Source organism: Arthrobacter sp. SLBN-53 (assembly GCF_006715585.1).
Classification (GTDB): domain Bacteria; phylum Actinomycetota; class Actinomycetes; order Mycobacteriales; family Mycobacteriaceae; genus Mycobacterium; species Mycobacterium neoaurum_A.
Map to the genome: position 1 here is coordinate 815,208 of NZ_VFNN01000001.1, position 23,128 is coordinate 838,335.

Genomic DNA, 23,128 nt, shown 5'->3' on the forward strand with positions numbered 1-23,128 from the left:
TGCGCCATCTGCACTCAGCTCACTGCCACCTCTACTCGCTTCTTGAGGTCTTTGAGCGCGGTGTCGGTCAGACGCCGCTCGGCCTTGCGCTTGAGCAGGCCGATCATGGGGATCATCAGGTCGACCGACAACTCATAGGTCACATCGGTACCAGAACCCTTGGGCGACAGTCGATATGCGCCTTGCAGCGCACGCAACAACGAGCTCGATACCAGTGTCCAGGTGACGGATGTGCGATCGGCGGGCCACTGATAGGTGAGCACCATGGTGTCCTTGAGCACCGCGGCGTCGAGCACCAGCCGGGCCGTCTTCGGGTTGCCGGCGTCGTCGAGCTCGAGCACCTCGGCTTCCTTGTACTCGGCAACCCACTCCGGGTAGGAGCCGATATCTGCGATGACGTCCATCACCGTCGAGGGATCGGCCGCGATATGGATGGTCTGCGCCGTCTTCTCCGCCACGACCAGAAATCTACCCCCACCACACAGCGGCGGCTCATTCCTCAGGCCAGCCGTGACACTCCCACCGGCCGGTTGGCCTCCAGCCGAGCCTTGACCTCGAAGGACATCTTCTTGCCCGCCACCCGGCGAGCATGGTTGAGCGCAGCGAGATTCATCCCGGCCAGCTCATGGCCGCTGACCCCGGTCGGCTCGGCGTGCAGGAAATAGTGCAGCAGAACACCGTCCATCATGGGCTCCAGCCAAACCTCCATGGTGCCGGTCAGCGCCCCGGCCACCGTCCAGCGTTGGCCTGCGGGCCCGCGGTCCTCGACCACGGTGAGCGCGAGATCCGGCCACCACCGCCGCCAACTGGACACCTCGGCGACGGCGCGGCCGACCTCGGCGGGATCGGCACACACAAAGGTCTCATCGGCGATCTGAACGCTGTTCATGGCCACCTAGCTTCACATACGCCCTGCCGCGGGTGTGACACAGGCGACTAGGCTTACCGGCTAGTAACCACCCCTCCCAGTACCCGAGGTGCCCAGAATCGTGCGTGAGTTCTCCGTTCCGGCTTCGTTCGAGATCGCCGAATACGACAGCGTCGTCAGCTCGGTCTACACCCATGAACGCGACGATCCCGACCACGTCATCCTGCAACGACAGGTCGACGGCGCCTGGACCGACGTCACCTGTGCCCAGGCCGCGCAGCAAATCCGGTCGGTGGCGCTGGGACTGCTCGCCAACGATGTCGCCCCGGGTGACCGGGTGGCCATCCTGTCGGCCACCCGGTACGAGTGGGCGATCATCGATTTCGCGATCCTGTCCGTCGGCGCGGTCACCGTCCCCATCTATGAGACCTCCTCCCCCGAACAGATCAAGCACGTGCTCAAGGATTCGGGCGCCGTACTGGTCATCGCCGAGACGGCGGCGCACGCCGAGCGCGTGGAACAACAGGCCGACGAACTGCCCGCGGTGCGGGCGGTGCTGCGCATCGACAATCCGGCCGCCCCGGCCCTGCAGGTCCTCGCCGAGGCGGGCAAGGATGTCGACCCCGGACTGCTGGACGCCCGCGTCGCCGCCATCAAGTCCAGCGATCCCGCCACCCTGATCTACACCTCGGGCACCACCGGCCTGCCCAAGGGTTGCCAGCTGACGCACTCCAACCTGCTCTACGAGATCCGCGGCGCCAAGGCCGCCTTCCCGACGCTGCTGCGCAAGGGCGAACGCCTGTTGGTGTTCCTGCCGCTGGCGCACGTGCTGGCCCGCGCCATCACCATCGGCGCATTCGCCAACAAGGTGACCCTCGGCTTCACCAGCGATATCAAGAATCTGGTGCCGATGTTCGGGGTGTTCAAGCCGACGCTGGTGGTGTCGGTCCCGCGGGTGTTCGAGAAGGTCTACAACACCGCCGAGCAGAACGCGCGCAACGACGGCAAGGGCCGCATCTTCGAGATCGCCGCCGACACCGCCATCGAATTCAGCAAGGCCCAGGACAGCAGCGGCGGTCCCGGGTTGCTGCTGCGACTCAAGCACGCCGTGTTCGACAAGCTGGTCTACGGCAAGCTGCGCGCCGCGCTCGGCGGCAACTGCCGTGCCGCCATCTCCGGCGGGGCACCGCTGGGCGCCCGGCTCGGGCACTTCTACCGCGGCGTCGGATTGACCATCTACGAGGGATACGGCCTCACCGAGAGCAGCGCCGCCGTCACCGCAAACCAGGTGGGCGACATGTTAGTCGGATCGGTCGGAAAGCTGTTGCCCGGCAACAGCATGCGCCTGGCCGACGATGACGAGCTGCTGCTGAAGGGCGGCGTTGTCTTCAGCGGTTACTGGAACAACGAGCAGGCCACCGCGGACGCCTTCACCGACGGCTGGTTCCACACCGGCGACCTGGGCGCCATCGACGCCAACGGGTTCCTGACGATCATCGGCCGCAAGAAGGAGATCATCGTCACCGCGGGCGGCAAGAACGTCGCACCCGCGGTGTTGGAGGACCGGCTGCGGGCCCATCCGCTGATCAGCCAGGCCATGGCGGTCGGTGATGCCCAACCGTTCATCGCCGCGCTGATCACCATCGATCCCGAGGCCTTCGAGGGGTGGAAGGAGCGCAACGGCAAGGGTGGGTCGGTCACCGTCGCCGACCTGGTCGAGGACCCGGACCTGGTCGCCGAGGTGGAGTCGGCCGTCAAGGACGCCAACCAGGTGGTCTCCAAGGCGGAGGCGATCCGGACCTTCCGCATCCTCCCGGTCGATTTCACCGAGGACACCGGTGAGCTGACGCCCACGCTGAAGGTCAAGCGCAAGGTGGTCGTCGAGAAGTTCGCCGCGCAGATCGCGGCGATCTACAGCTGATCGGCTTCAGCCGAGCAAGCGGGTGAGCCGGGCGCCCTGGGTGCGCCACTGCCAGTTGGCGACCACCCAGTCGCGCCCGGCCGCGCCCATCCGGGCCGCGGTCCGCGGATCGGCAAGCAGGTCGCCGACCGCGGTGGCGATGGCATCCACATCGGTGCCGTCGACCACCCAGCCGGTCTCCCCGTCGCGCACCGTCTCGGGCGCTCCGCCGGACCGCCCGGCCACCACCGGCACCCCGCTGGCCGAGGCCTCCAGGAAGACGATGCCGAGACCCTCGACATCCAGCCCGGCACCGCGGGTCCGGCACGGGATGGCGAACACATCGGCCATCGCGTGATGGGCCGCCAGCTCGCCGGCGGGCACCCCGCCGGTGAAGACGACATCCTCGGCGACGCCGGTGCGGTGCGCCAGCTTCTCCAGGTCCGCCCGGTACGGCCCGCCGCCGACGATCACCAGCGCCGCGCCCGGCACCCGGCGGCGGATCCGGTCGAATGCGCGGATCAGCATGTCCTGCCCCTTGCGCGGTACCAGCCGCGACAGGCACAGCACCACCGGTCGATCGCCCAACCCGTAGCGCACCCGAAGCTCAGCGCGGGCGACACTGTCGGAGGTGAACCGGTCGATGTCCACCCCTGGGGACAACCGCTCCAGACACGCACCGCGACCGAACGCGGCGGCGAACCGGCCGCGGGTGTAGTCGCTGACGTAGGTGATCACGTCGGCGTCCTCCCCGATGCGGCGCAGCGCCGAACGCGCCACCGGGAGCATCGACCACCCCACCTCGTGGCCGTGTGTGCTGGCCACGATGCGCCCCGCGCCGGCCCGGCGGGCCAGCGGTCCCAGCAGTGCCAGCGGGGCCGCCGCACCGAACCACACCGTGTCGATGGCGTGTTCGTCGATCAGGTCGCGCATCCGGTTGGCGACCGTCGGCTCGGGCAGCATCAGGGTGCTGCGGTGACGCACGACGCGGTATCCGGCGTCGGCCGCCCGCCGGTCGTAGTCGTCACAGTCCTTCCACGTCGGCGCATACACCGTGAGGTCATGTGTCCCGGCGTGCAGCAGTTCGCCGACGAACGCCTCCAGGTAGGACTGGATCCCGCCGCGGCGCGGCGGAAAGTCGTTGGTCAGCAACAGGACCCGGGTCATCCGGCCCACGCTATCGGGTCATCCAGGCACGCCATTGCGCCACCACCTCGTCCAGATCGGTTCCCAGGGTCTCCCGCACGGCGGTGGCGGGGTCGGGATGGCCGGCCCCGCAGGCCCGCAGGTAGAGCGCTTTGAGCGCCGGGGCGCCGTACCGCTCGGCGACGAACCGGCTGAACCACCAGGCCCGGTCATAGGCGTCCGAACGCGCCGGGCCGGGGGTCTGCAGGTCGGCATCCGTCGGCAGCTGCGCCAGTCGCGCGCCGTCCGGCGGGGGCGGTTGGGCCGGGCGCCCGACGTAGTCGGCCACCCCCTCGGTCAGCCAGAGCGGAGCGTCGGCCACGGTCTGTGCACGGGCCGCATAGTGGAACAGTTCGTGGCGGACCACGATGCCCAGGGCGGTCGCGCTCATATCGGCGGCGCCCGGAGCAAACACCATGCCGTCGGCGGTGGTGGCGGCCGCGATATCGGCACTGCCGTTGGCGAGCACCCGGAACTGCTCGTTTGATTCGGTCACCACGACCACGATCTCGCCAGGCCAGTCCGTCCCCCAGAATGCGGTGACGGCCTCCACCGCACCGGGAAGTGCGGCGGTGATCCGGTCGATCAAGGGCTGGCTGCGCGCACCGCCGAGCCCGCGCAGTGCGCCGGTGCGGCCACCGGGCAGGGCCACGGTGGTGGTGACGGCCGTGCCTGCCGGTGCCTTCACTGCGGGGGTCGCGGTGCTCGCATCGGAACCTGACGCGGCCGGCGCAGGCGTAGACGTGGTCTGGCAACCGGTGAGCAGTACCGCGGCGGCTGTGGCGGCTATGGCGGCTGTGGCGGCCAGGGCAGCCCTGGAGCCGCGCAGGGCGACCTTCAGCGGATCAGTACCGGCGCACGTTGTGGATGGGTGCGTTGTTGACCGGGGCCACCACGACGGGCTGTCCGAAGGTGGAGGCATGCACCATCATGCCGTTGCCGATGTAGATCCCGACATGCGAGGCATCGGAGTAGTAGGACACGACATCACCGGGCTGCATCTGGTCGGTCGAGACCGGTTGGCCACCGGCGGCCAGGGCGTAGCTGGAATGCGGCAGGGAGATACCGGCCTGCCCGAATGCCCACTTCACCAGACCGGAGCAGTCGAAGGCCCCGGGGCCCTCGGCGCCCCACGAGTACGGCGAACCGAGGCGCGTCAACGCGGCCTGCACGGCGGCCGAGCCTCCGCCGGATCCCGGCGCGGCGGCCGGCGGGGCGATATCACCGGGCGGGATACCCGCGGGCGGCGCTGCCAGCACACCGGGATCGTCTGCGGGCAACGGTGCCGGCGGGGGCGGGACGACGCCCTCGGGCACCGGCGGGATCGCGGCAAGCGTCTCGCGCTGGGCCGGAGTCAGCCGCTCGTACTGCGACTTGACGATGGCGATCTCGACCTGCAGCTTGCTTTGCTTGGATTGCAGATCAGCGCGCACCGCGGCGGCCTGCTCTGCGGCGGTCTTGGCATCGGCTGCCGAGCGCGCCGAGGCGGATTCGGCCTGCGCGGCAACGGCGCTGGTCTGCTTGAAGTTGTGCATCTGGGCCGACATCTCGGTGGCCATCACCCGCTGCACGGCAAGCTGGTCGATGAGCACCTGCGGGGAGCTCGCCGTCAGCATGGCGTCCAGCCCGTCGGTGCGACCGCCCATGTACTGCGCGGCGGCGATGTTGTTGACCGAGGTCTGGAACTTTGCCAGGTCGGCCTTCGCCGCGTCGGCGGCGGCGAGGTCGGCGTTGTGCTTGTCCTCCGCGGCGGCCTGCGCAGCCAGCTTCTCGTTGAGATCGAGCTGGGCGGCGTGCATGTTCTCGGTGGCGATCTCGGCCTGATGGGACAGCTCGTTGAGCTTTGCCAGCGCATCCTCGGCCGGGTCGGCATTGACACCGGTGGCCAGCGATCCACCCAGGATGGTCAGGCCCGCCAACGCACCGATGAGGGCTCGCTTAACGCCACGCTTACGCCGGTCCGACAAATCAGGCCTCAAGGTATTGCGTCCTTACAACTGCGAGTCAGCCGCGACGAACTACTGTTAGGTCTCGAACAGGTTACGAAACGGCATCGGGCTTGTCCAACGGAGGGCGTGAATTCGACAGGCGTCCGGGATTAAATTTTTGCTTCCCGTGGTTGATCACGTGTCATCACGCCACACCAGTTCTACCATCCGTAGGCCCTTGCCGACGGATCGGAACCAGCCGCAGCCGCGGCGCCAAACCGACATCGGCCAACACCTCCAGCGCCTGACGCTCGTCATCCAGCAAAGTTTCCGGAACTCCGAGCAACACGCTGACCACGCAGTCCTGGCAGCCCGGACCGCGCACGGCGCAGTCATCGCAGTCGATGGTCACCGAGCCGTGCCCGGGTACCGGTGCCGCACCGCTGAACTCCTCGAAATCCTCACCCATCGGGTGTGTCATGGCCGTCCGTCCTTCCCTGCGCCGGGTCGTCCGGCGATTCCCCCGCACCGTAACGACGGGCACCGACAGGGCCCGCCGGTCGAGAGTGCGCACGCGGCCGGGGATGTCACCGCCCACGGTTACCGTCACCGATGTGCCGCAGCTGAGCTTCGCCGACCTCGACGGTTCGGCCGATGGTTGGGCCGGTGGTTGGGCCAAAGGTTGGGCCGACCCGCTTGCCGATCCGGAAGCCGGGATCGCGCTGGCCGACACGACCTTCGTGGTGGTCGATCTGGAGACCACCGGCGGCAGCCGTGAGCACGACGCCATCACCGAGATCGGTGCGGTCAAGATCCGCGGCGGCGCGGTACTCGGGGAGCTGGCCACCCTGGTCGACCCCGGCTGCGTCATCCCGCCGCAGATCGTCGAGCTCACCGGAATCACCACGGCGATGGTGCGCGACGCGCCGAAGATCCACACGGTGCTCCCGGCCTTTTTGGAGTTCTCCCGCGGCGCGGTCCTGGTCGCCCACAACGCCGGTTTCGACATCGGGTTCCTGCGAGCCGCCGCGCAACGACAGGGACTGGCCTGGCCGCGGCCACAGGTGCTGTGCACGGTCAAACTCGCCCGCCGGGTGCTGACCCGCGACGAGGCGCCCTCGGTCAAGCTCTCCGCGCTGGCCCGGCTGTTCGGCGCCTCGACCACGCCGACCCACCGGGCCCTCGATGACGCCCGTGCCACCGTCGACGTCCTGCACGGCCTGATCGAACGGGTCGGCAACCAGGGCGTGCACACCTACTCCGAACTGCGTGGCTACCTACCCGACAAGAGTGCGCCACAACGTCGCAAACGCCATCTGGCCCAGGGTGTTCCGAGCAGCCCGGGGGTCTACCTGTTCCGCGGGCCTGCCGACGAGGTGCTCTACGTGGGCACCGCGGTCAACCTGCGCCGCCGGGTCGGCCAGTACTTCACCGGCGCCGATCCGCGCACCCGGATGAAGGAGATGGTCGCGCTGGCCACCCGCGTCGACCATGTGGAGTGCGCGCACCAGTTGGAGGCCGGGGTGCGCGAACTGCGGCTGCTGGCGGCCCACGCGCCGCCCTACAACCGGCGGTCGAAATTCCCGCGCAAGTGGTGGTGGATCACCCTGACCGAGGAGGCATTCCCCCGGTTGTCGGTGGTCCGCCGCCCGCGCAGCCCGCGCGCGCTGGGGCCGTTCAGCGCACGAGCCGACGCCGTCGACACCGCCGAGGTGCTGGCCCGCGGCGCCGGTCTGCGCACCTGCACCGCCCGGCTGTCCCGCAGCGCGCAGCACCGCTGCGCCGAACGCGAGCTCTCCCCCTGCCCGGCCCCGCCCGGTGCGGATATGGCCGGGTACGCCTCGGCCGCGCGCCGGGCGGCCGATCTGATCGACGGCGTCGACCACCGCGTCATCGCCCATGTCGTCGGCCAGATCGAGGAGCTGGCCGGCCAACACCGCTACGAGACCGCGGCCCGCTTGCGCGATCACACCGCGACCGCGGTCGAGAAGATCGCCCGTGGCCAACAGCTGCGCGCCCTGGCCGATGTCGATCAGATCGTGGCCGCCCAGCCGGATGGCCAGGGCGGCTGGCACCTCGCGGTCATCCGGCACGGGCAGCTCGCCTCGGCCGGCTGCGCCCGCCGCGGTGTTCCCCCGATGCCGGTGGTGGACGCCATCACCGCTGCGGCACAGACGATCCTGGTCGAGGACGCCCCGCTGGGCGGTGCGTTGGTCGAGGAGACGGGGCTGATCGCGCGGTGGCTGACCACTCCCGGGGTGCGCATCGTGACCGCCGAGCCCGGCTACGCGTCACCGATCGGATCGGCGATGCACTGGGCCGGCTGGGCGGTGCGTGCACGCACCGCACAGCTGGCGGCGGGCAGACCCGAGACCGATCTGCTCGACGACCGCTACGGCGTGCATCCGCCGCGCCGGGCGGACCGCGCTAGCTTGCGGCCTTCTGGGTGAAGCGCACCCAGTTGGCCAGCAGTCGCTCCGCCGCGCCCGAGTCGATCGACTCGGCGGCCCGGGCCAGCGCGGACTCCCAGGACGGCGTCCATTGCGCATCACTGGTCAGTCCGGCGTGGGCGACCATTGCGCCGGCGGCATTGAGGATCACCGCATCGCGCACCGGGCCCTGGGCCCCGCCCAGCACCGCGCGCACCGAGGCAGCGTTTGCCTCGGCATCGCCGCCGACGAGTTCGCTGAGATCGGCCCGCCGGAAACCGAACGCGGCGGGGTCCAACGTCAGCCGGTCCACCGTGCCTGCCTGCACCCGCCAGATGGTGCTGGTGGTCGTCGTGGTCAGTTCGTCGAGACCGTCATCGCCGTGCACCACCAGCGCGCTGGCACCGCGGGCGGCGAAGACCCCGGCCATCACCTCGGCCAGATCACCCCAGGCGCAACCGAACAGCCCGGCACGCGGCGCGGCCGGGTTGGTCAGCGGACCCAGCAGGTTGAAGACCGTGGGCACGCCGATCTCGCGGCGGACCACCGAGGCATGCCGGTAGGACGGATGGAACTGCGGCGCGAAGGCGAAGGCGATACCGACCTCGGCGACGCTGCGGGCCACCTCGTCGGGTCCCAGGTCGATGCGCACGCCCAGCGCCTCCAGGGTGTCGGCGCCACCGGACAGCGACGAGGCGGCGCGGTTGCCGTGTTTGACCACGGGGATGCCGGAGGCGGCGGTGACGATGGAGGCCATCGTCGACAGGTTCACGGTGTTGGCGCCGTCGCCGCCGGTGCCGACGATGTCCACGGCATCGGCCGCCCGGTCACCGATCAGTGCGGCCGGGATCCGGCGGGCATGCTTGAGCATGGTGTCGGCCAGTTCGGTCACTTCGGCCGACGTCGGTCGCTTCATCCGCATCGCGACCGCGAACCCGGAGATCTGTGCCGGGGTGGCCGAGCCGGTCATGATCTGGTCCATGGCCCACGCCGACTGGCCGCGCGACAGATCCTGATGCGTGGTGAGCCGACCCAGGATCAGGGGCCAGGTGAGGTTCTCGGAGACGTTCTCAGCGGATGACACGCCGTGATGTTATCGCCCGTACGCACACCGTTATCCGGCCGTCACCAGTGGTGCACCGCCTCGGGTTTCCGCCCAATTCTGAACCCGGCTGGTGTTCGTCAACTACAAAGCGTCATACTTGCACCTGTGACGAGCGCTGTTGGGACCTCGGGGACCGCGATCACCACTCGCGTACATTCGCTGAACAGGCCGAATATGGTCAGTGTCGGCACCATCGTGTGGCTTTCCAGTGAGCTGATGTTCTTCGCTGGACTGTTCGCGATGTACTTCACTGCGCGAGCTCAGGCACAGGGCGCATGGCCGCCCGAGCCGACCGAGTTGAACCTGTGGTTGGCCGTACCGGTCACCGCGGTTCTGGTCGCCTCCTCCTTCACCTGTCAGATGGGTGTCTTCGCCGCCGAGCGGGGTGACGTCTTCGGGCTGCGCCGCTGGTACGTGATCACGCTGCTGATGGGCACGTTCTTCGTGCTCGGCCAGGGCTACGAGTACATCCACCTGGTCGAGAACGGCACCACGATCCCGGGCAGTGCATACGGGTCGGTGTTCTATCTGGCCACCGGCTTCCACGGCCTGCACGTGATCGGCGGTCTGGTCGCCTTCATCTTCCTGCTGATCCGCACCCGGATGAGCAAGTTCACTCCCGCACAGGCCACCGCCGCGATCGTCGTGTCGTACTACTGGCACTTCGTCGACATCGTGTGGATCGCGCTGTTCGCAGTCATCTACTTCGTACGGTGACCGGCTCGCCGATGCGTCCGTTGACCTCAAAGATGAGAAGGGGATCGATGTCGTCCACCAAGTCCCGCCGTCGGTTTCGACGCCGTGTGTCGGCAGCGCTGCTGCTGCTGCTCGGGTTGTCGGCAGCCGGTGTAGTCGCCGCAACGCTGACGCCGACACCTCAGGTGGCGGTGGCCGACGAGTCGCAGTCGGCGCTGCTGCGCACCGGTAAGCAGCTGTTCGACACCTCGTGCATCAGCTGCCACGGCGCGAACCTGCAGGGTGTCACCGACCGCGGTCCCAGCCTGATCGGCACGGGTGAGGCCGCCGTGTACTTCCAGGTCTCCACCGGCCGGATGCCCGCGATGCGCGGCGAGGCGCAGGCCCCGCGCAAGGACCCGGTCTTCGACGAGCATCAGATCGACGCACTGGGCGCCTACGTCCAGGCCAACGGTGGCGGGCCGATCGTCCCGCGCGAGGCCAACGGCCAGATCGCCGATGAGTCCCTGCTGGCCGGCGACGTCGCCCGCGGTGGCGACCTGTTCCGGTTGAACTGCGCCTCCTGCCACAACTTCACCGGCAAGGGCGGAGCCCTGTCCTCCGGCAAGTACGCTCCCGACCTCGGTGAGGCCGCGAAGGTCCCCGCGCAGGTGTACACCGCGATGCTCACCGGACCTCAGAACATGCCGAAGTTCTCGGATCGTCAGCTCACCCCCGAGGAAAAGGCCGACATCGTCACCTATGTGGTCGAGGCCGCCAACACCCCGGATCCCGGCGGCTACGGTCTCGGCGGCTTCGGCCCCACCACTGAAGGCATGGCCATCTGGATCATCGGGATCGTGGCCGCAGTCGGCATCACGATGTGGATCGGAGCTCGTGCATGAGCGCGAACATCAAGGGTAGTGACACCTCGGGCGGGCCGGTCCCCGGTCAGCCCAGTGACGAAGAACTGGCGAAGATGTCCCGCGAGGAGCTGCTCGAACTGGGCGGCAAGCTCGACGGTGTCGAGATCGTCTACAAGGAGCCGCGCTGGCCGGTCGAGGGCACCAAGGCCGAGAAGCGCGCCTCGCGCACCGTCGCCTACTGGCTGTTGCTCGGCGGTTTCTCCGGGCTGGCCCTGCTGCTGGTCTTCCTCTTCTGGCCGTGGGAGTACGTCCCCTACGGCGGCGAGGGCGAGCGCCTCTACACGCTGGCCACCCCGCTCTACGGCCTGACCTTCGGACTGTCGATCCTGGCGATCGGTGTCGGCGCGGTGCTCTTCCAGAAGAAGTTCATCCCCGAAGAGATCACCATCCAGGACCGCCATGACGGCGCGTCGGCGGAAATCCACCGCAAGACCATCGTCGCGAACCTGACCGATGCGCTCGAGGGTTCGACGATCAAGCGTCGCAAGCTGATCGGCCTGTCGGCCGGTATCGGCCTGGGCGCCTTCGGCCTCGGCACCCTGGTGGCCTTCATGGGCGGCCTGATCAAGAACCCGTGGAAGCCGGTCGTGCCGACCGCCGAGGGCAAGAAGGCCGTGCTCTGGACCTCCGGCTGGACCCCCCGCTACGAGGGCGAGACGATCTACGTGGCCCGCGCGACCGGTCTGCCCGGCGAGTCGGCGTTCGTCAAGATGCGTCCCGAGGACATCGACGCCGGCGGCATGGAGACCGTGTTCCCGTGGCGTGAGTCCGACGGCGACGGCACCACCGTCGAGTCGTCGCACCACCTGTTCGAGATCGCGATGGGCGTCCGCAACCCGGTCATGCTCATCCGCATCAAGCCCCAGGACATGCCGCGCGTGGTCAAGCGTCAGGGCCAGGAGAGCTTCAACTTCGGTGAGCTGTTCGCCTACACGAAGGTCTGCTCGCACCTGGGCTGCCCGTCGTCGCTGTACGAGCAGCAGACCTACCGGATCCTGTGCCCGTGCCACCAGTCGCAGTTCGACGCGCTGCACTTCGCGCGCCCGATCTTCGGCCCCGCTGCCCGAGCCTTGGCGCAGCTGCCCATTACCATCGACAAGGACGGCTATCTGGTCGCCAACGGCGACTTCATCGAACCCGTCGGACCGGCATTCTGGGAGCGGAAATCATGAGTCCCAAGCTCGCTGATATCGCAGCCGCACAAGGTGATGCGATCGATTCCCGCTATCACCCCTCGGAGGCGGTGCGGCGCGGAGTCCTGAACAAGGTCTTCCCCACCCACTGGTCGTTCCTGCTGGGTGAGATCGCTCTGTACAGCTTCATCATCCTGCTGATCACCGGTGTGTGGTTGACGCTGTTCTTCGATCCGTCGATGGCACACGTCACCTACGAGGGCGTCTACCAGCCGCTGCGCGGTATCCAGATGTCACGGGCCTACGAATCGGCCCTTGAGATCAGCTTCGAGGTCCGCGGCGGCCTGTTCGTCCGACAGGTCCACCACTGGGCGGCCCTGCTGTTCGCGGCGTCGATCATGGTGCACCTGGCGCGCATCTTCTTCACCGGTGCGTTCCGCAGGCCACGCGAGGCCAACTGGGTCATCGGCTCGCTGCTGCTGATCCTGGCGATGTTCGAGGGTTATTTCGGCTACTCGCTGCCCGACGACCTGCTCTCCGGCACCGGCCTGCGCGCCGCGTTCTCCTCGATCACCCTCGGTATGCCGGTCATCGGAACCTGGCTGCACTGGGCGCTCTTCGGCGGCGACTTCCCCGGCGAGATCATCATCCCGCGCCTGTACGCACTGCACATCCTGCTGATCCCGGGCATCATGCTCGCGCTCATCGGCGTGCACATGGCGTTGGTGTGGTTCCAGAAGCACACCCAGTTCCCCGGCCCCGGCCGCACCGAGAAGAACGTCGTCGGCGTGCGCGTCATGCCGGTGTTCGCGGTCAAGTCCGGTGCCTTCTTCGCCATGATCACCGGCCTGCTGGGCCTGATGGGCGGTCTGCTGCAGATCAACCCGATCTGGGTGCTCGGCCCGTACAAGCCCTCGCAGATCTCGGCGGGTAGCCAGCCTGACTTCTACATGATGTGGACCGACGGTCTGGCCCGTACCTGGCCGGCCTGGGAGTTCTACATCGGCAACTACACCATCCCGCAGTCGGTGTGGGTCGCCATGGGCATGGGCCTGGTGTTCGTGCTGCTGATGGCCTACCCCTTCATCGAGAAGAAGCTCACCGGCGACGATGCGCACCACAACCTGCTGCAGCGTCCGCGTGACGCTCCGACACGGACCGCAGTGGGCGCCGCGGCGATCTCGTTCTACATCCTGCTGACCTTCATGTGCATGAACGACATCATCGCGCTGAAGTTCCACATCTCGCTCAACGCGACCACGTGGATCGGCCGTATCGGCATGGTCGTGCTGCCGATGATCGTCTACTACATCACCTACCGGTGGGCGATCAGCCTGCAGCGCAGTGACCGTGCGGTGCTTGAGCACGGTATCGAGACGGGCATCATCACCCGCCTGCCGCACGGCGCCTACATCGAGCTGCACCAGCCGCTCGGACCGGTCGACGAGCACGGACACCCGATCCCGCTGGAGTACCAGGGTGCTGCGCTGCCGAAGCGGATGAACAAGCTCGGGTCCGCCGGTTCGCCGGGTACCGGTAGCTTCCTCAAGGCCGATCCGATCGAAGAGCACGAGGCGCTCACCGAGGCGGCCCACGCCGCCGAGCACAAGGCGCTCGCGGTGCTCAGCAAGAGCCAGGGCACCAACGGTTCCAACGGCTCGAACGGAAATGGCTCCAACGGACACCACTAGAGATCGACCGAAAGAGGCCCGCGCAGTCTGACTGCGCGGGCCTTTTTCGTGCTCCACTCCCCTACCCCGGTGGCTAGTCTGAGGCTCATGTCCGTCGACCCGCCATGGGAGCCACCCCTGTCCGGCTCCGAGGAACAGCATCTGCTGGGCGTACTGGACCGGCTGCGGTATACGTTCCGGTGGAAGGCCGACGGCCTGGACGCCGCAGGGTTGGACACCCGGATCGGGGCCTCCACACTCACCCTCGGCGGATTGCTCAAACACCTGGCACGTGCCGAGGCACAGCGATTCGGCCCCGGTCTGGACGATTCCGCCATGGGCGAGCCCTGGGACAGCGTTTATCAGGACGAAGCCGACTGGGATGCCGACCCGGACTGGGATTTCACCTCCGCCGCGCAGGACTCCCCCGCTCGGCTGTACGCGCTGTGGGATGAGACCGTCGCGCGGTCGAGGACCAGGCTCGCGGCGGCGCTGGCCGACGGCGGCCTCGACCAGCCGGTGAGCATCGTCTGGTCCGATGGTCGCCGGGCGAGCCTGCGGCGCAGCGTGTGCGATCTGATCGAGGAGTACGGCAGGCATACCGGGCATGCCGATCTGCTGCGTGAGGCCGTCGACGGCCTTGTCGGCGAGGACCCACCGCAGGATTGGCGCCCGGGCTCCGGTTAGCCCGGCCTACCTGTGTTCAGTCAGAGCGGCACCGTCCGCGTCGACACGGCATTCAGGTAGGTCCGCCGGGCCACATCCCCTACCCCGGTTCAGCTTCGGCGGCCAACCCACCGTTACGACTGAAGGCAGGGAGACGCTCGTCGACTCCCGAAAACCTCAGGCTGCGGGTGTGCCCAACCCCAGCACCGAGCGCAGCTCGCGCAGGAAGAACCACGGCAGCGCGGGCATGGCGAGGGTGACCAGCCCGGCGATGATGAAGAGCGCCATCGCACCGGTCTCGTTGTCGCCGGCCAATAGATAAGTCGCCACGGCCACGGCGAGGGTGCCCGCGCCGACGGCGGCGAGCACGCTCGCTGTGCAGCGCAGATAGACCTGTTCGACGACCGCGGGCAGTGCACCGGCACGTACGGCGGTCTCGGTACCGACGACCGGCGTCTCGGCGGCGCGTCGTCGACCAGGTCGAGGCGTGATCGCGGCGATGTCCTCGGACACCGACCCCCCGGCCGGGGTGAAGCTGCGCACCGGGCGCTCGCTGCTCTGCTTACGGGCCCGGACCAGCAGTGGGATCGCCACCGCGATGACCACGGCGGACACCCCGATGACGGTGTAGAGGACCCACGGCGTCTGCGAACCGGAGGCCTCGGCCAGCTCGGCGCGCACCGTGCCGCGCCCACTTCCCAGGTCGACGAGGCGCACCGCGGCCGCGACGGACACACCGAGGGCGGCCAGCCACACCGCGGCGCACACGCCGAGCAGGATGCGGTCGAGGTCGGGCGGGCCCGACAGTGTCCGCGATGTCCTTGGTGTCGTGATATCCGGCATCAGCAGCTCGTCTGCGCGGCGTTGCCGGTATTGGACGACAGGACTGTCCCGTCACTGGTGGTGATGGAGCAATTCAGCCGGCTCACCAGGAACAGACTGGACGCTTGCACCGAGCCCACCTCCGACTGCGATATCGGGGTCACCGTCAGCGACCAGGGAATGTAGACATTGCGCTGGGTGCGGCTGCGGCCCGACGCGTCGATATAGGTGACGGTGATGATGTCACCGGGAGCCTTGGTGCCGGTCACCGTGTAGGTGACCTGCCGCGGTCCCGCGGGCCGCGTCGTCGTCGGCGGAGGCGGGGGCGGCGCCTCGCTGGTGGCCGGCGGCGGTGCCGGCTCCTCGGCCGGCGGCGGAGGAGGCGGGGGCGGCGGCTCCTGGGTCACCGTCACCGTTTCCGGCGGCGGGGGCGGCGGCTCCTCGGTGGTCGGCGGCGGCGGTGGTGGTGGCGGAGGCGTGGTAGTGGTGATCGCATCCTGCACCGGCGGCGCCGTCGTGGTGGACGTCGTGGGATTGGCCATGTTGTCGCTATCGGTACGCGTCACCAGCAGGGCGACGGAGGCGACCAGGGAGATCGCGGCGACGATGGCCACGACACCGACCACCCACGGCCAGCGCGGCGGCCGGTCGTCCTCGGGTTCCAGCGGTGCGTAGTTGTCGTAGTCGTAGAGCGCCGGGTCCGGCGGCACGTACGGAGCGCTGACGAACTGTTCGGATTCGGGGGCGGAGTACGCCCGCGAATGGATATCGGTCTCGTCGGACCGGGACTTCTTATCCCTGTCCCCGCCCGAAGACTCCGGTCCTGACGGCCCGCTCATCTGCAACTAAACCTCGGCCTATCCATCTCGACTGCTGCCTCGGCAAGATTACCCAACACCGCGACCATCCGGACCGGGCCGACACTGGACGCCGACCAACTGACGCACGGTTGTGACCTGGCCGAAGGTGGGTCAGTGCTTCTCGGGGCCGGTGTAGTACTCGAAGACCAGTCCGGCGGCAGACGCCAGCACGAAGCAGATGCCCGCGACGATCAGCCACGGCAGCCACAGCGCCGCACCGACGGCGGCGGTGGAGAAGGACAGCGCGATCAGGATGGGCCACCAGCTGTGGGGGCTGTAGAAGCCCAACTCGCCGGCACCGTCACTGATCTCGGCGTCTTCGTAGTCCTCGGGCCGGGTGTCCAGGCGCCGTGCCACGAAGCGGAAGAAGGTGCCGGTGATGAGCGTCAGACCGGTGGACAGCACCAGCGCGGTGGTACCCGCCCACTCGATGCCACCGTTGGCGAACAGCGCGGTCAGCACTGCGTACACCACTGCGGCCACCACGAAGAATCCGGTCAGGAATTCGAACAGCCTGGCTTCGATATGCATGCGTGGTCCTTACTTGCTCGCCTGCGCGGGGGCGCCGACCTGCTCACCGCGGCGGGTGTCGAACGGGAAGGTGGTGGTGGCCAGCGGGTCCTGACCGATGGCCTGCAACGCCTGGGCGTTGGTGGCCTCCGGGTTGGCCTCGCGGTACTCAAGGTAGGCCTTGAAGTCGTTGGGCTCCACGACACGAACCTCGAAGTTCATCATCGCGTGGTACGTGCCGCACATCTCGGTGCAGCGCCCGACGAAGGCACCGGTCTGCTCGATCTCGCTGACCTGGAACACGTTGTCGGAGTTGTTCTCCTTGGGATTGGGCAGCACGTCCCGCTTGAACAGGAACTCCGGCACCCAGAAACCGTGGATCACATCGGCCGAGGCGATGACGAACTCGATGCGCTTGCCCTTGGGCAACACCAGGACCGGGATCTCGGTGCTGGTACCGAGCGTCTCGATCTTGTTGAAGTTCAGGTAGCTGCGGTCTTCGCTGTTCTTGCCCGCCAGCGGCCCGACGCGCTCGATACCGTGCTCGTCGACGCCCTCGGGCACCGAACGCATGGCTTCCTTGCGCTCGTTGTCGACACCGTCGTAGGCCAGCGTGCCATCGGCGAAGTCGACCTTCTGGTAGCCGAACTTCCAGTTCCACTGGAAGGCGGTGACGTCGACGACGACCTCGGGATTGGGATCCTTGTGCAGCATCCGCTCCTGCACCACCACGGTGAAGTAGAAGAGCACCGAGATGATCAGGAACGGCACGACGGTGAGCACGAGCTCAAGCGGCATGTTGTAGCCGAACTGACGAGGCAGTTCGGTGTCGGTCGCCTTCTTGCGGTGGAAGACGCTGGTCCAGAAGATCAGCGCCCACACGATACCGCCCACGACGAACGAGGCGATGACCGACCACACCCACAGGTCGCGGTTCAACCGCGCCTCCGGGGTGATGCCCTGCGGCCAGCCGAGTCCGAAGATCTCCTGGTAGCTGCAGCCGCTCAGCAGGATGGCCGTACCACCCAAAACCAATGACAACGCCACCAAACGAACCCCGCGAGCGGTCACGTTGGCGCCTCCTAGATGAAGTCGGTGAACCGCAGTGCGGTCGGTCAAACTTGGCGAATACTACGCAGCGTAGACCACGCCCGCCGGGTCGAGCGAAGCGACCGCACGATTCGGCATACTGGCGCGGTGTGCGGACTGCTGGCGTATCTGACCGACCCGACCGTTCAGACCACTCCGATGCTGGTCGAAGCGGTTTCGGGGGCCTCGCATCTGATGCGTCACCGTGGCCCCGACGAACCGGGAACATGGTCCGACGAGGATGTCGTGTTGGGTTTCAACCGACTGTCGATCATCGATATCGCGCACAGTCATCAGCCGCTGCGCTGGGGACCCGCCGAGGCCCCCGATCGCTACGCGCTGGTGTTCAACGGCGAGATCTACAACTACCTGGAGTTGCGGGAGGCGCTGCGCGAGGAGTTCGGCGCGGTCTTCCATACCGACGGTGACGGTGAGGCGATCGTCGCGGGCTTCCATTTCTGGGGCACCGATGTCCTGAATCGGCTGCGCGGCATGTTCGCCTTCGCGCTCTGGGACACCCAGACCGCCGAGCTGCTGTGCGCCCGCGATCCGTTCGGCATCAAACCCCTCTACATGGCCACCGGGCCGGGCGGGACCGTCGTCGGCAGCGAGAAGAAGTGCCTGATCGACCTCGCCCCGACGGCCGGGCTGGATCTCGATATCGACGAGCGCGCCGTGCAGCACTACACCGTGCTGCAGTACGTGCCCGAGCCCGAGACGCTGCACCGCGGGATCCGTCGGCTGGAATCGGGCAGCTACGCCGTCATCCGGCCCGGCCGGGCGCCGGTGGTCAGCCGCTACTTCCGCCCGCGGTTCGCCGCGGTGCCCTTCGTCGACGGCGCCGAGCAGGCCCGCTACGACGAGATCACCGCGGTGCTCGAGGACTCCGTCGCCAAGCACATGCGCGCCGATGTGACGGTCGGTGCATTCCTGTCCGGCGGTATCGATTCGACGGCCATCGCGGCGCTGGCGATGCGGCACAATCCACGACTGATCACCTTCACCACCGGTTTCGAGCGGGAGGGGTTCTCCGAGGTCGATGTCGCCGTCGAATCGGCGAAGGCGATCGGGGCGCGCCATGTGACGAAGGTGGTCAGCGCCGAGGAGTTCGTCGCCGCACTGCCCGAGATCGTCTGGTACCTCGACGAACCGGTGGCCGATCCCGCGCTGATACCGCTGTTCTTCATCGCCCGCGAGGCTCGCAAGCACGTCAAGGTGGTGCTCTCCGGCGAGGGCGCCGACGAGCTCTTCGGCGGCTACACCATCTACCGGGAGCCGTTGTCGCTCAAGGCGTTCGATTACATTCCGCGGCCACTGCGGCGGTCGCTGGGCAAGGCGTCGCGCCCGTTGCCCGAGGGCATGCGGGGCAAGAGCCTGCTGCACCGCGGTTCGATGACGCTGGAGCAGCGCTACTACGGCAACGCCCGCAGCTTCTCCGACGAGCAGTTGCGCGCCACCCTGCCCGGGTTCCGGCCGGACTGGACCCACACCGACGTGACCGCGCAGCTGTACGCCGAATCGGCGGGCTGGGATCCGGTGGCGCGCATGCAGCACATCGACCTGTTCACCTGGTTGCGCGGTGACATCCTGGTCAAGGCCGACAAGATGACCATGGCCAACTCGCTGGAACTGCGGGTGCCGTTCCTGGACCCCGAGGTGTTCAAGGTGGCCTCCCGGCTGCCCTACGACCAGAAGATCACCCGCACCACCACCAAGTACGCGCTGCGCCGCGCGCTGGAGCCGATCGTTCCCGCGCATGTGCTCAACCGGCCCAAGCTGGGCTTCCCGGTGCCGATCCGGCATTGGCTCAAGGCCGGCCCGCTGCTGGACTGGGCTCAGCACACCATCGAGACGTCGCAGGCAGGCGATCTGGTCGATCTGGCCGCGGTGCGCACCATGCTCGACGATCACCGCGCCGGATCCGGCGATCACAGCCGCCGGTTGTGGACGGTGCTGATCTTCATGCTGTGGCATGCCATCTTCGTCGAGGGCACGGTGTCACCGCAGATCAGCGAACCGACCTACCCGGTGCAGCTGTAACTACCCGGTGGCGCCGATCGCCGCACCGATCTCGGCGGCGGCCTCGGCGCCGAAGGCCTCGGAGATGCGCGCCACCGCGGAGTCGCGGTCCCAGGTCCACTCCTGCGGACCGGTGGCTTCCAGCACCAGGGTGGCCACCAGCGAGGCCAGCTGAGCCGACCGTTCCAGGCTGAGCCCGGCGGACCGGCCGGTCAGGAACCCGGCACGGAACGCGTCGCCGATGCCGGTCGGGTCGGCCTGATGGCGCTCCGGGACGATGCCGACGTGCACGAAGGTGCCATCGCTTCCGACGATGTCGACGCCCTTCTCCCCCAGCGTCGTGACGCGCAACTTGATCTGGCCCATGACCTGGGCCTCGGACAGTCCCGACTTCTGCAGCAGCAGATCCCACTCGTAGTCGTTGGTGAACAGGTAGGTCGCGCCGTCGATCAGGCGGCGGATCTGCTCACCGTCGAGGCGGGCCAGCTGCTGGGAGGGGTCGGCGGCGAAGGCCAGGCCCAGTTCGCGGCACTGGTCGGTGTGGCGGAACATGGCGTCCGGGTCGTTGGCACCGATGATCACCAGTTCCGGTGCACCGCTGCGCTTCACGAGTTCGGCGAGGTCGATGTTGCGGGCCTCGGACATCGCGCCCGGGTAGAACGACGCGATCTGGGCCATCGCCTCGTCGGTGGTGCAGACGAACCGCGCGGTGTAGGCGCTTTCGGAGATCAGCACGTTCTCGGTGTTGACGCCGTGGTCGTCGAGCCATCGGCGGTACTCACCGAAATCCTGGCCTGCCGCGCCGACGAGGGCGACATCACCGCCGAGCACGCCGATCGCGAAGGCCATGTTGCCCGCGACGCCGCCGCGGTGCATCACCAGGTCGTCGACCAGGAAACTCAGCGACACCTTCTGGAGGTGATCCGGCAGCAGCTGCTCGGAGAACTTGCCGGGAAACTTCATCAGATGGTCAGTCGCAATGGATCCGGTCACCGCAATGGTCACGAAAAAACGCCCTTCGAAAGTCATCAAGTTAGCTAGGCGCACCTTACAGAGGCATGGACGGCGGTGCTTCGGCGCCGATGCCGTAGGCCCGGGGTGCGCTAGCCTGCTTATCAGTCCGATCTTCATCCCAGACTGCGGAAAGCACCCCATGTCCGGCCCCGCGCCCTATCCCGATTCCCCTCCCCCGCAAGGTTTTCCACCGCCGAGCGGGCCGCCGGGAGCCGGGCAGTTCGGGTATCCGGGCGCCCTGCCCCCGCCGGTGCCGTACCCCAGGAGCAACCGGCGGCGATACCTGGTGATCGGCGCGGTCGCCGTCGCGATGGTCGCGGTGGTCGCCGGGACCGCGGTGGTGCTCACCGGACGGGACTCCGGCCCCGAGCCGATGACGGCCCAGACCGTGCAACCGGCCATCCAGGGTTTTCTGGACGCCCTGGCCGACGGGGATGTCGAGGTGATCGCCCGGCACACCCTGTGCGGGTTGTACGACGAGGTCACCGACCGTAAGTCCGATCTGGCGCTGGCCGAGCTGAACGCCGACGGATTCGAGAAACAGTACGGCCGCGTCCAGGTCACCTCGATCGACAAGCTGGTGCCGTGGTCGACCAATCAGGCCCAGGCGTTGTTCACCATGCGGGTCACCGAGTCCGGACGGGGTCGCGGCGCGGTGCCGGTGGGCACCGATATGCAGGCCGTCGGCCAGCTGTTGGCGTTCGACGACGAGATCCTCGTGTGTTCTTACGTGCAGCGCACGGGCTGACAGAGTGCAGCGCACGGGCTGACAAAGCGCAACGGACCGGCTGAACGAGTCAGCCGGTCCGGGAGAGCGTGATCGACCTGCCGGCGTGCGGCCGGCCGGTCAGATCAGTTGAACGAGTCGCCGCAGGCGCAGGACCCGGTGGCATTGGGGTTGTCGATCGTGAAGCCCTGCTTCTCGATGGTGTCGACGAAGTCGATGGTGGCGCCCTGGATATACGGTGCGCTCATCCGGTCCACGGTCAGCGCCACCCCACCGAACTCGGTGGTCAGGTCACCGTCAAGGGTGCGGTCGTCGAAGAACAGGTTGTAGCGCAGTCCGGCGCATCCGCCCGGCTGCACGGCGATGCGCAGCGCCAGGTCGTCGCGGCCTTCCTGGTCAAGCAGCGCCTTGGCCTTGGCCGCCGCGGCGTCGGTCAGCACCGCACCATGGGTTTCGGTGGTGGTGTCGTCCTGAACAGTCATTGCATCTCCTGAAGAAGTGCTGGTGCAATCGCGATGTCTTCAACGGTACCTTGCTCGGTCGCTATTCCCGAGCCGTGCGGGCCAGTCGGCCGCGGTGCGCCGGGCCAGTCCGGTCAGCTGGGCCTGCGCATCGTCCATGGCCAGCTGTATCGAACCCGCGAAATCGGTCACCGAATGGGCGGCCGCGATCCCCGCCTCGGCCAGTGCCGCCGGGTCCAGGGTGACCTGGCCCGCCAGCACCAGCACGGGGACATCGCGTTCGCGCACGCCACCGGCCAGCGCACTGACCACCTTGCCGTGCAGCGACTGGTCGTCGAAACGGCCCTCACCGGTGATGACGAGGTCGGCGGCGGCCAGATCGTCGGCCAGCCGGGTGTGCTCGGCGATCACGGCGGCCCCGGATTCGCGGCGGCCGCCGAGGGCCAGCAGCGCGGCGCCGAGCCCACCGGCCGCGCCTGCCCCGGCCTGTTCTGCGATACCCGGCCCGAGTTGGCCCGCCCACTCGGTGAGCCGCTCTTCGAGCAGCGCGACGGTCGCGGCGTCGGCACCCTTCTGCGGGCCGAACACCGCTGCCGCGCCCATCGGTCCCAGCAGCGGGTGTTCGACGTCACTGGCCGCGATCAGTTCGATCCCGGCGAGCCGCCGACGGGCGGCGGACAGTCCGCCAAGTGCCTCGACCAGACCCCGGCCGCCGTCGGTGGTCGCGCTGCCGCCGAGGCCGACGACGATCCGCCGGGCGCCCGCCCCGACGGCCGCCGCGACGAGTTCCCCGACCCCGCGGGTGTCGGCGGTGACGGCGGTCTCCGGATCCGGGCGCCTGCCGAGCAGGGTCAGACCACACGCCTGCGCACACTCGATATAGGCGGTCTCGCCGTGGTGCACCCAGTGCGCGTCCACCCAGCCGCCCAGCGGTCCGTGCACCGTGACCGGCCGCAGCCCGCCGAGCCTGCTGGCCAGGACCTCGACGAAGCCCGGGCCGCCATCGGATTGCGGGGCAAGGGTCAGGGTGTCGGCCGGGCGGGCCTCGGCCCATCCCGCGGCGATCGCCCGGGCGGCCTGCACCGCGGTGAGGGTGTCGCCGAAGCAGTCCGGCGCTATCAGTACCGCCAGGCCAGTCATG

General features: G+C 68.3%; 23 protein-coding genes. 9 read left to right on the top strand and 14 right to left on the bottom strand.

What is annotated here, in order from left to right:
* Nucleotides 1-14: 14 nt before the first annotated feature.
* Complete coding sequence (locus FBY28_RS03920) at nucleotides 15-458, bottom strand: SRPBCC family protein (protein ID WP_141864420.1); 444 nt, start codon at nucleotides 456-458, stop codon at nucleotides 15-17.
* Between the two features lie 41 nt (nucleotides 459-499).
* Entirely contained in the window at nucleotides 500-889 is a 390-nt protein-coding gene (locus FBY28_RS03925) for a polyketide cyclase / dehydrase and lipid transport (RefSeq protein ID WP_141864422.1), read from the bottom strand.
* 100 nt (nucleotides 890-989) lie between these two features.
* On the opposite strand from FBY28_RS03925, the gene FBY28_RS03930 reads away from it, so the two are divergent.
* Nucleotides 990-2,789: an AMP-dependent synthetase/ligase gene (locus FBY28_RS03930; RefSeq protein ID WP_141864424.1), complete on the top strand. Its 1,800-nt coding sequence runs from the start codon at nucleotides 990-992 to the stop codon at nucleotides 2,787-2,789.
* Between the two features lie 6 nt (nucleotides 2,790-2,795).
* Here FBY28_RS03930 and FBY28_RS03935 read toward each other — a convergent pair whose 3' ends face one another.
* From FBY28_RS03935 to FBY28_RS03950, 4 genes are all read right to left on the bottom strand, one after another.
* Nucleotides 2,796-3,935, bottom strand: coding sequence for a glycosyltransferase family 4 protein (locus FBY28_RS03935; protein WP_141864426.1), 1,140 nt, complete (start codon nucleotides 3,933-3,935; stop codon nucleotides 2,796-2,798).
* A 10-nt stretch (nucleotides 3,936-3,945) separates the two neighbouring features.
* Nucleotides 3,946-4,641: a hypothetical protein gene (locus tag FBY28_RS03940; RefSeq protein WP_216847487.1), complete on the bottom strand. Its 696-nt coding sequence runs from the start codon at nucleotides 4,639-4,641 to the stop codon at nucleotides 3,946-3,948.
* A 157-nt stretch (nucleotides 4,642-4,798) separates the two neighbouring features.
* Complete coding sequence (ripC, locus tag FBY28_RS03945) at nucleotides 4,799-5,932, bottom strand: peptidoglycan hydrolase RipC (protein ID WP_216847488.1); 1,134 nt, start codon at nucleotides 5,930-5,932, stop codon at nucleotides 4,799-4,801.
* Between the two features lie 154 nt (nucleotides 5,933-6,086).
* Nucleotides 6,087-6,362, bottom strand: coding sequence for a hypothetical protein (locus FBY28_RS03950; RefSeq protein ID WP_353618506.1), 276 nt, complete (start codon nucleotides 6,360-6,362; stop codon nucleotides 6,087-6,089).
* Between the two features lie 133 nt (nucleotides 6,363-6,495).
* Here FBY28_RS03950 and FBY28_RS03955 point away from each other — a divergent pair, with 133 nt between their 5' ends.
* A complete protein-coding gene (locus FBY28_RS03955; RefSeq protein ID WP_216847489.1) occupies nucleotides 6,496-8,331 on the top strand; it encodes a DEDD exonuclease domain-containing protein in 1,836 nt (611 codons plus the stop codon).
* On the opposite strand, the gene trpD is transcribed toward FBY28_RS03955, so the two are convergent.
* Nucleotides 8,309-9,394: an anthranilate phosphoribosyltransferase gene (trpD, locus tag FBY28_RS03960; RefSeq protein ID WP_141864430.1), complete on the bottom strand. Its 1,086-nt coding sequence runs from the start codon at nucleotides 9,392-9,394 to the stop codon at nucleotides 8,309-8,311. The genes FBY28_RS03955 and trpD overlap by 23 nt on opposite strands.
* Nucleotides 9,395-9,520: 126 nt before the next feature.
* Here trpD and ctaE point away from each other — a divergent pair, with 126 nt between their 5' ends.
* The 5 genes from ctaE (at nucleotide 9,521) to FBY28_RS03985 (ending at nucleotide 14,506) form a co-directional block, all read left to right on the top strand.
* Complete coding sequence (gene ctaE, locus FBY28_RS03965; RefSeq protein ID WP_141864432.1) at nucleotides 9,521-10,132, top strand: aa3-type cytochrome oxidase subunit III; 612 nt, start codon at nucleotides 9,521-9,523, stop codon at nucleotides 10,130-10,132.
* A 47-nt stretch (nucleotides 10,133-10,179) separates the two neighbouring features.
* A complete protein-coding gene (gene qcrC / locus FBY28_RS03970; RefSeq protein WP_110807243.1) occupies nucleotides 10,180-10,995 on the top strand; it encodes a cytochrome bc1 complex diheme cytochrome c subunit in 816 nt (271 codons plus the stop codon).
* Complete coding sequence (gene qcrA / locus FBY28_RS03975; protein ID WP_019513626.1) at nucleotides 10,992-12,188, top strand: cytochrome bc1 complex Rieske iron-sulfur subunit; 1,197 nt, start codon at nucleotides 10,992-10,994, stop codon at nucleotides 12,186-12,188. Before qcrC ends, qcrA begins: the two co-directional genes overlap by 4 nt.
* Nucleotides 12,185-13,840, top strand: coding sequence for a cytochrome bc1 complex cytochrome b subunit (gene qcrB, locus FBY28_RS03980; protein ID WP_141864434.1), 1,656 nt, complete (start codon nucleotides 12,185-12,187; stop codon nucleotides 13,838-13,840). The genes qcrA and qcrB overlap by 4 nt, the downstream gene beginning before the upstream one ends.
* Before the next feature lie 87 nt (nucleotides 13,841-13,927).
* Nucleotides 13,928-14,506, top strand: coding sequence for a mycothiol transferase (locus FBY28_RS03985; protein ID WP_141864436.1), 579 nt, complete (start codon nucleotides 13,928-13,930; stop codon nucleotides 14,504-14,506).
* A 156-nt stretch (nucleotides 14,507-14,662) separates the two neighbouring features.
* On the opposite strand, the gene FBY28_RS03990 is transcribed toward FBY28_RS03985, so the two are convergent.
* The 4 genes from FBY28_RS03990 to ctaC all read right to left on the bottom strand — a co-directional run bounded on the left by FBY28_RS03990 (nucleotide 14,663) and on the right by ctaC (nucleotide 17,748).
* Nucleotides 14,663-15,328: a DUF2561 family protein gene (locus FBY28_RS03990; protein ID WP_141864439.1), complete on the bottom strand. Its 666-nt coding sequence runs from the start codon at nucleotides 15,326-15,328 to the stop codon at nucleotides 14,663-14,665.
* Complete coding sequence (locus FBY28_RS03995; RefSeq protein ID WP_141864441.1) at nucleotides 15,328-16,146, bottom strand: MmpS family transport accessory protein; 819 nt, start codon at nucleotides 16,144-16,146, stop codon at nucleotides 15,328-15,330. Before FBY28_RS03995 ends, FBY28_RS03990 begins: the two co-directional genes overlap by 1 nt.
* A 132-nt stretch (nucleotides 16,147-16,278) precedes the next feature.
* Nucleotides 16,279-16,698, bottom strand: a complete 420-nt coding sequence (locus FBY28_RS04000) for a cytochrome c oxidase subunit 4 (RefSeq protein ID WP_141864443.1) — start codon at nucleotides 16,696-16,698, stop codon at nucleotides 16,279-16,281.
* A gap of 9 nt (nucleotides 16,699-16,707) precedes the next feature.
* The gene (gene ctaC / locus FBY28_RS04005; RefSeq protein ID WP_141864444.1) at nucleotides 16,708-17,748 is read right to left on the bottom strand and encodes an aa3-type cytochrome oxidase subunit II; all 1,041 of its coding nucleotides are present in this window, start codon (nucleotides 17,746-17,748) and stop codon (nucleotides 16,708-16,710) included.
* Between the two features lie 126 nt (nucleotides 17,749-17,874).
* Here ctaC and asnB point away from each other — a divergent pair, with 126 nt between their 5' ends.
* A complete protein-coding gene (asnB, locus tag FBY28_RS04010; RefSeq protein WP_141864446.1) occupies nucleotides 17,875-19,806 on the top strand; it encodes an asparagine synthase (glutamine-hydrolyzing) in 1,932 nt (643 codons plus the stop codon).
* Here the strand turns inward: asnB and FBY28_RS04015 are convergent, their stop codons facing one another.
* On the bottom strand, nucleotides 19,807-20,790 hold the full coding sequence (locus FBY28_RS04015; protein ID WP_141864448.1) for a carbohydrate kinase family protein: 984 nt from the start codon (nucleotides 20,788-20,790) through the stop codon (nucleotides 19,807-19,809).
* A 148-nt stretch (nucleotides 20,791-20,938) separates the two neighbouring features.
* Here FBY28_RS04015 and FBY28_RS04020 point away from each other — a divergent pair, with 148 nt between their 5' ends.
* Nucleotides 20,939-21,547: an Rv0361 family membrane protein gene (locus FBY28_RS04020; protein ID WP_141864451.1), complete on the top strand. Its 609-nt coding sequence runs from the start codon at nucleotides 20,939-20,941 to the stop codon at nucleotides 21,545-21,547.
* A 104-nt stretch (nucleotides 21,548-21,651) separates the two neighbouring features.
* Here the strand turns inward: FBY28_RS04020 and FBY28_RS04025 are convergent, their stop codons facing one another.
* Both FBY28_RS04025 and FBY28_RS04030 read right to left on the bottom strand, forming a co-directional pair.
* A complete protein-coding gene (locus FBY28_RS04025; RefSeq protein WP_019512416.1) occupies nucleotides 21,652-22,008 on the bottom strand; it encodes a HesB/IscA family protein in 357 nt (118 codons plus the stop codon).
* A gap of 39 nt (nucleotides 22,009-22,047) precedes the next feature.
* Nucleotides 22,048-23,127, bottom strand: a complete 1,080-nt coding sequence (locus FBY28_RS04030) for a glycerate kinase family protein (RefSeq protein ID WP_141864453.1) — start codon at nucleotides 23,125-23,127, stop codon at nucleotides 22,048-22,050.
* Nucleotide 23,128: the final 1 nt, after the last annotated feature.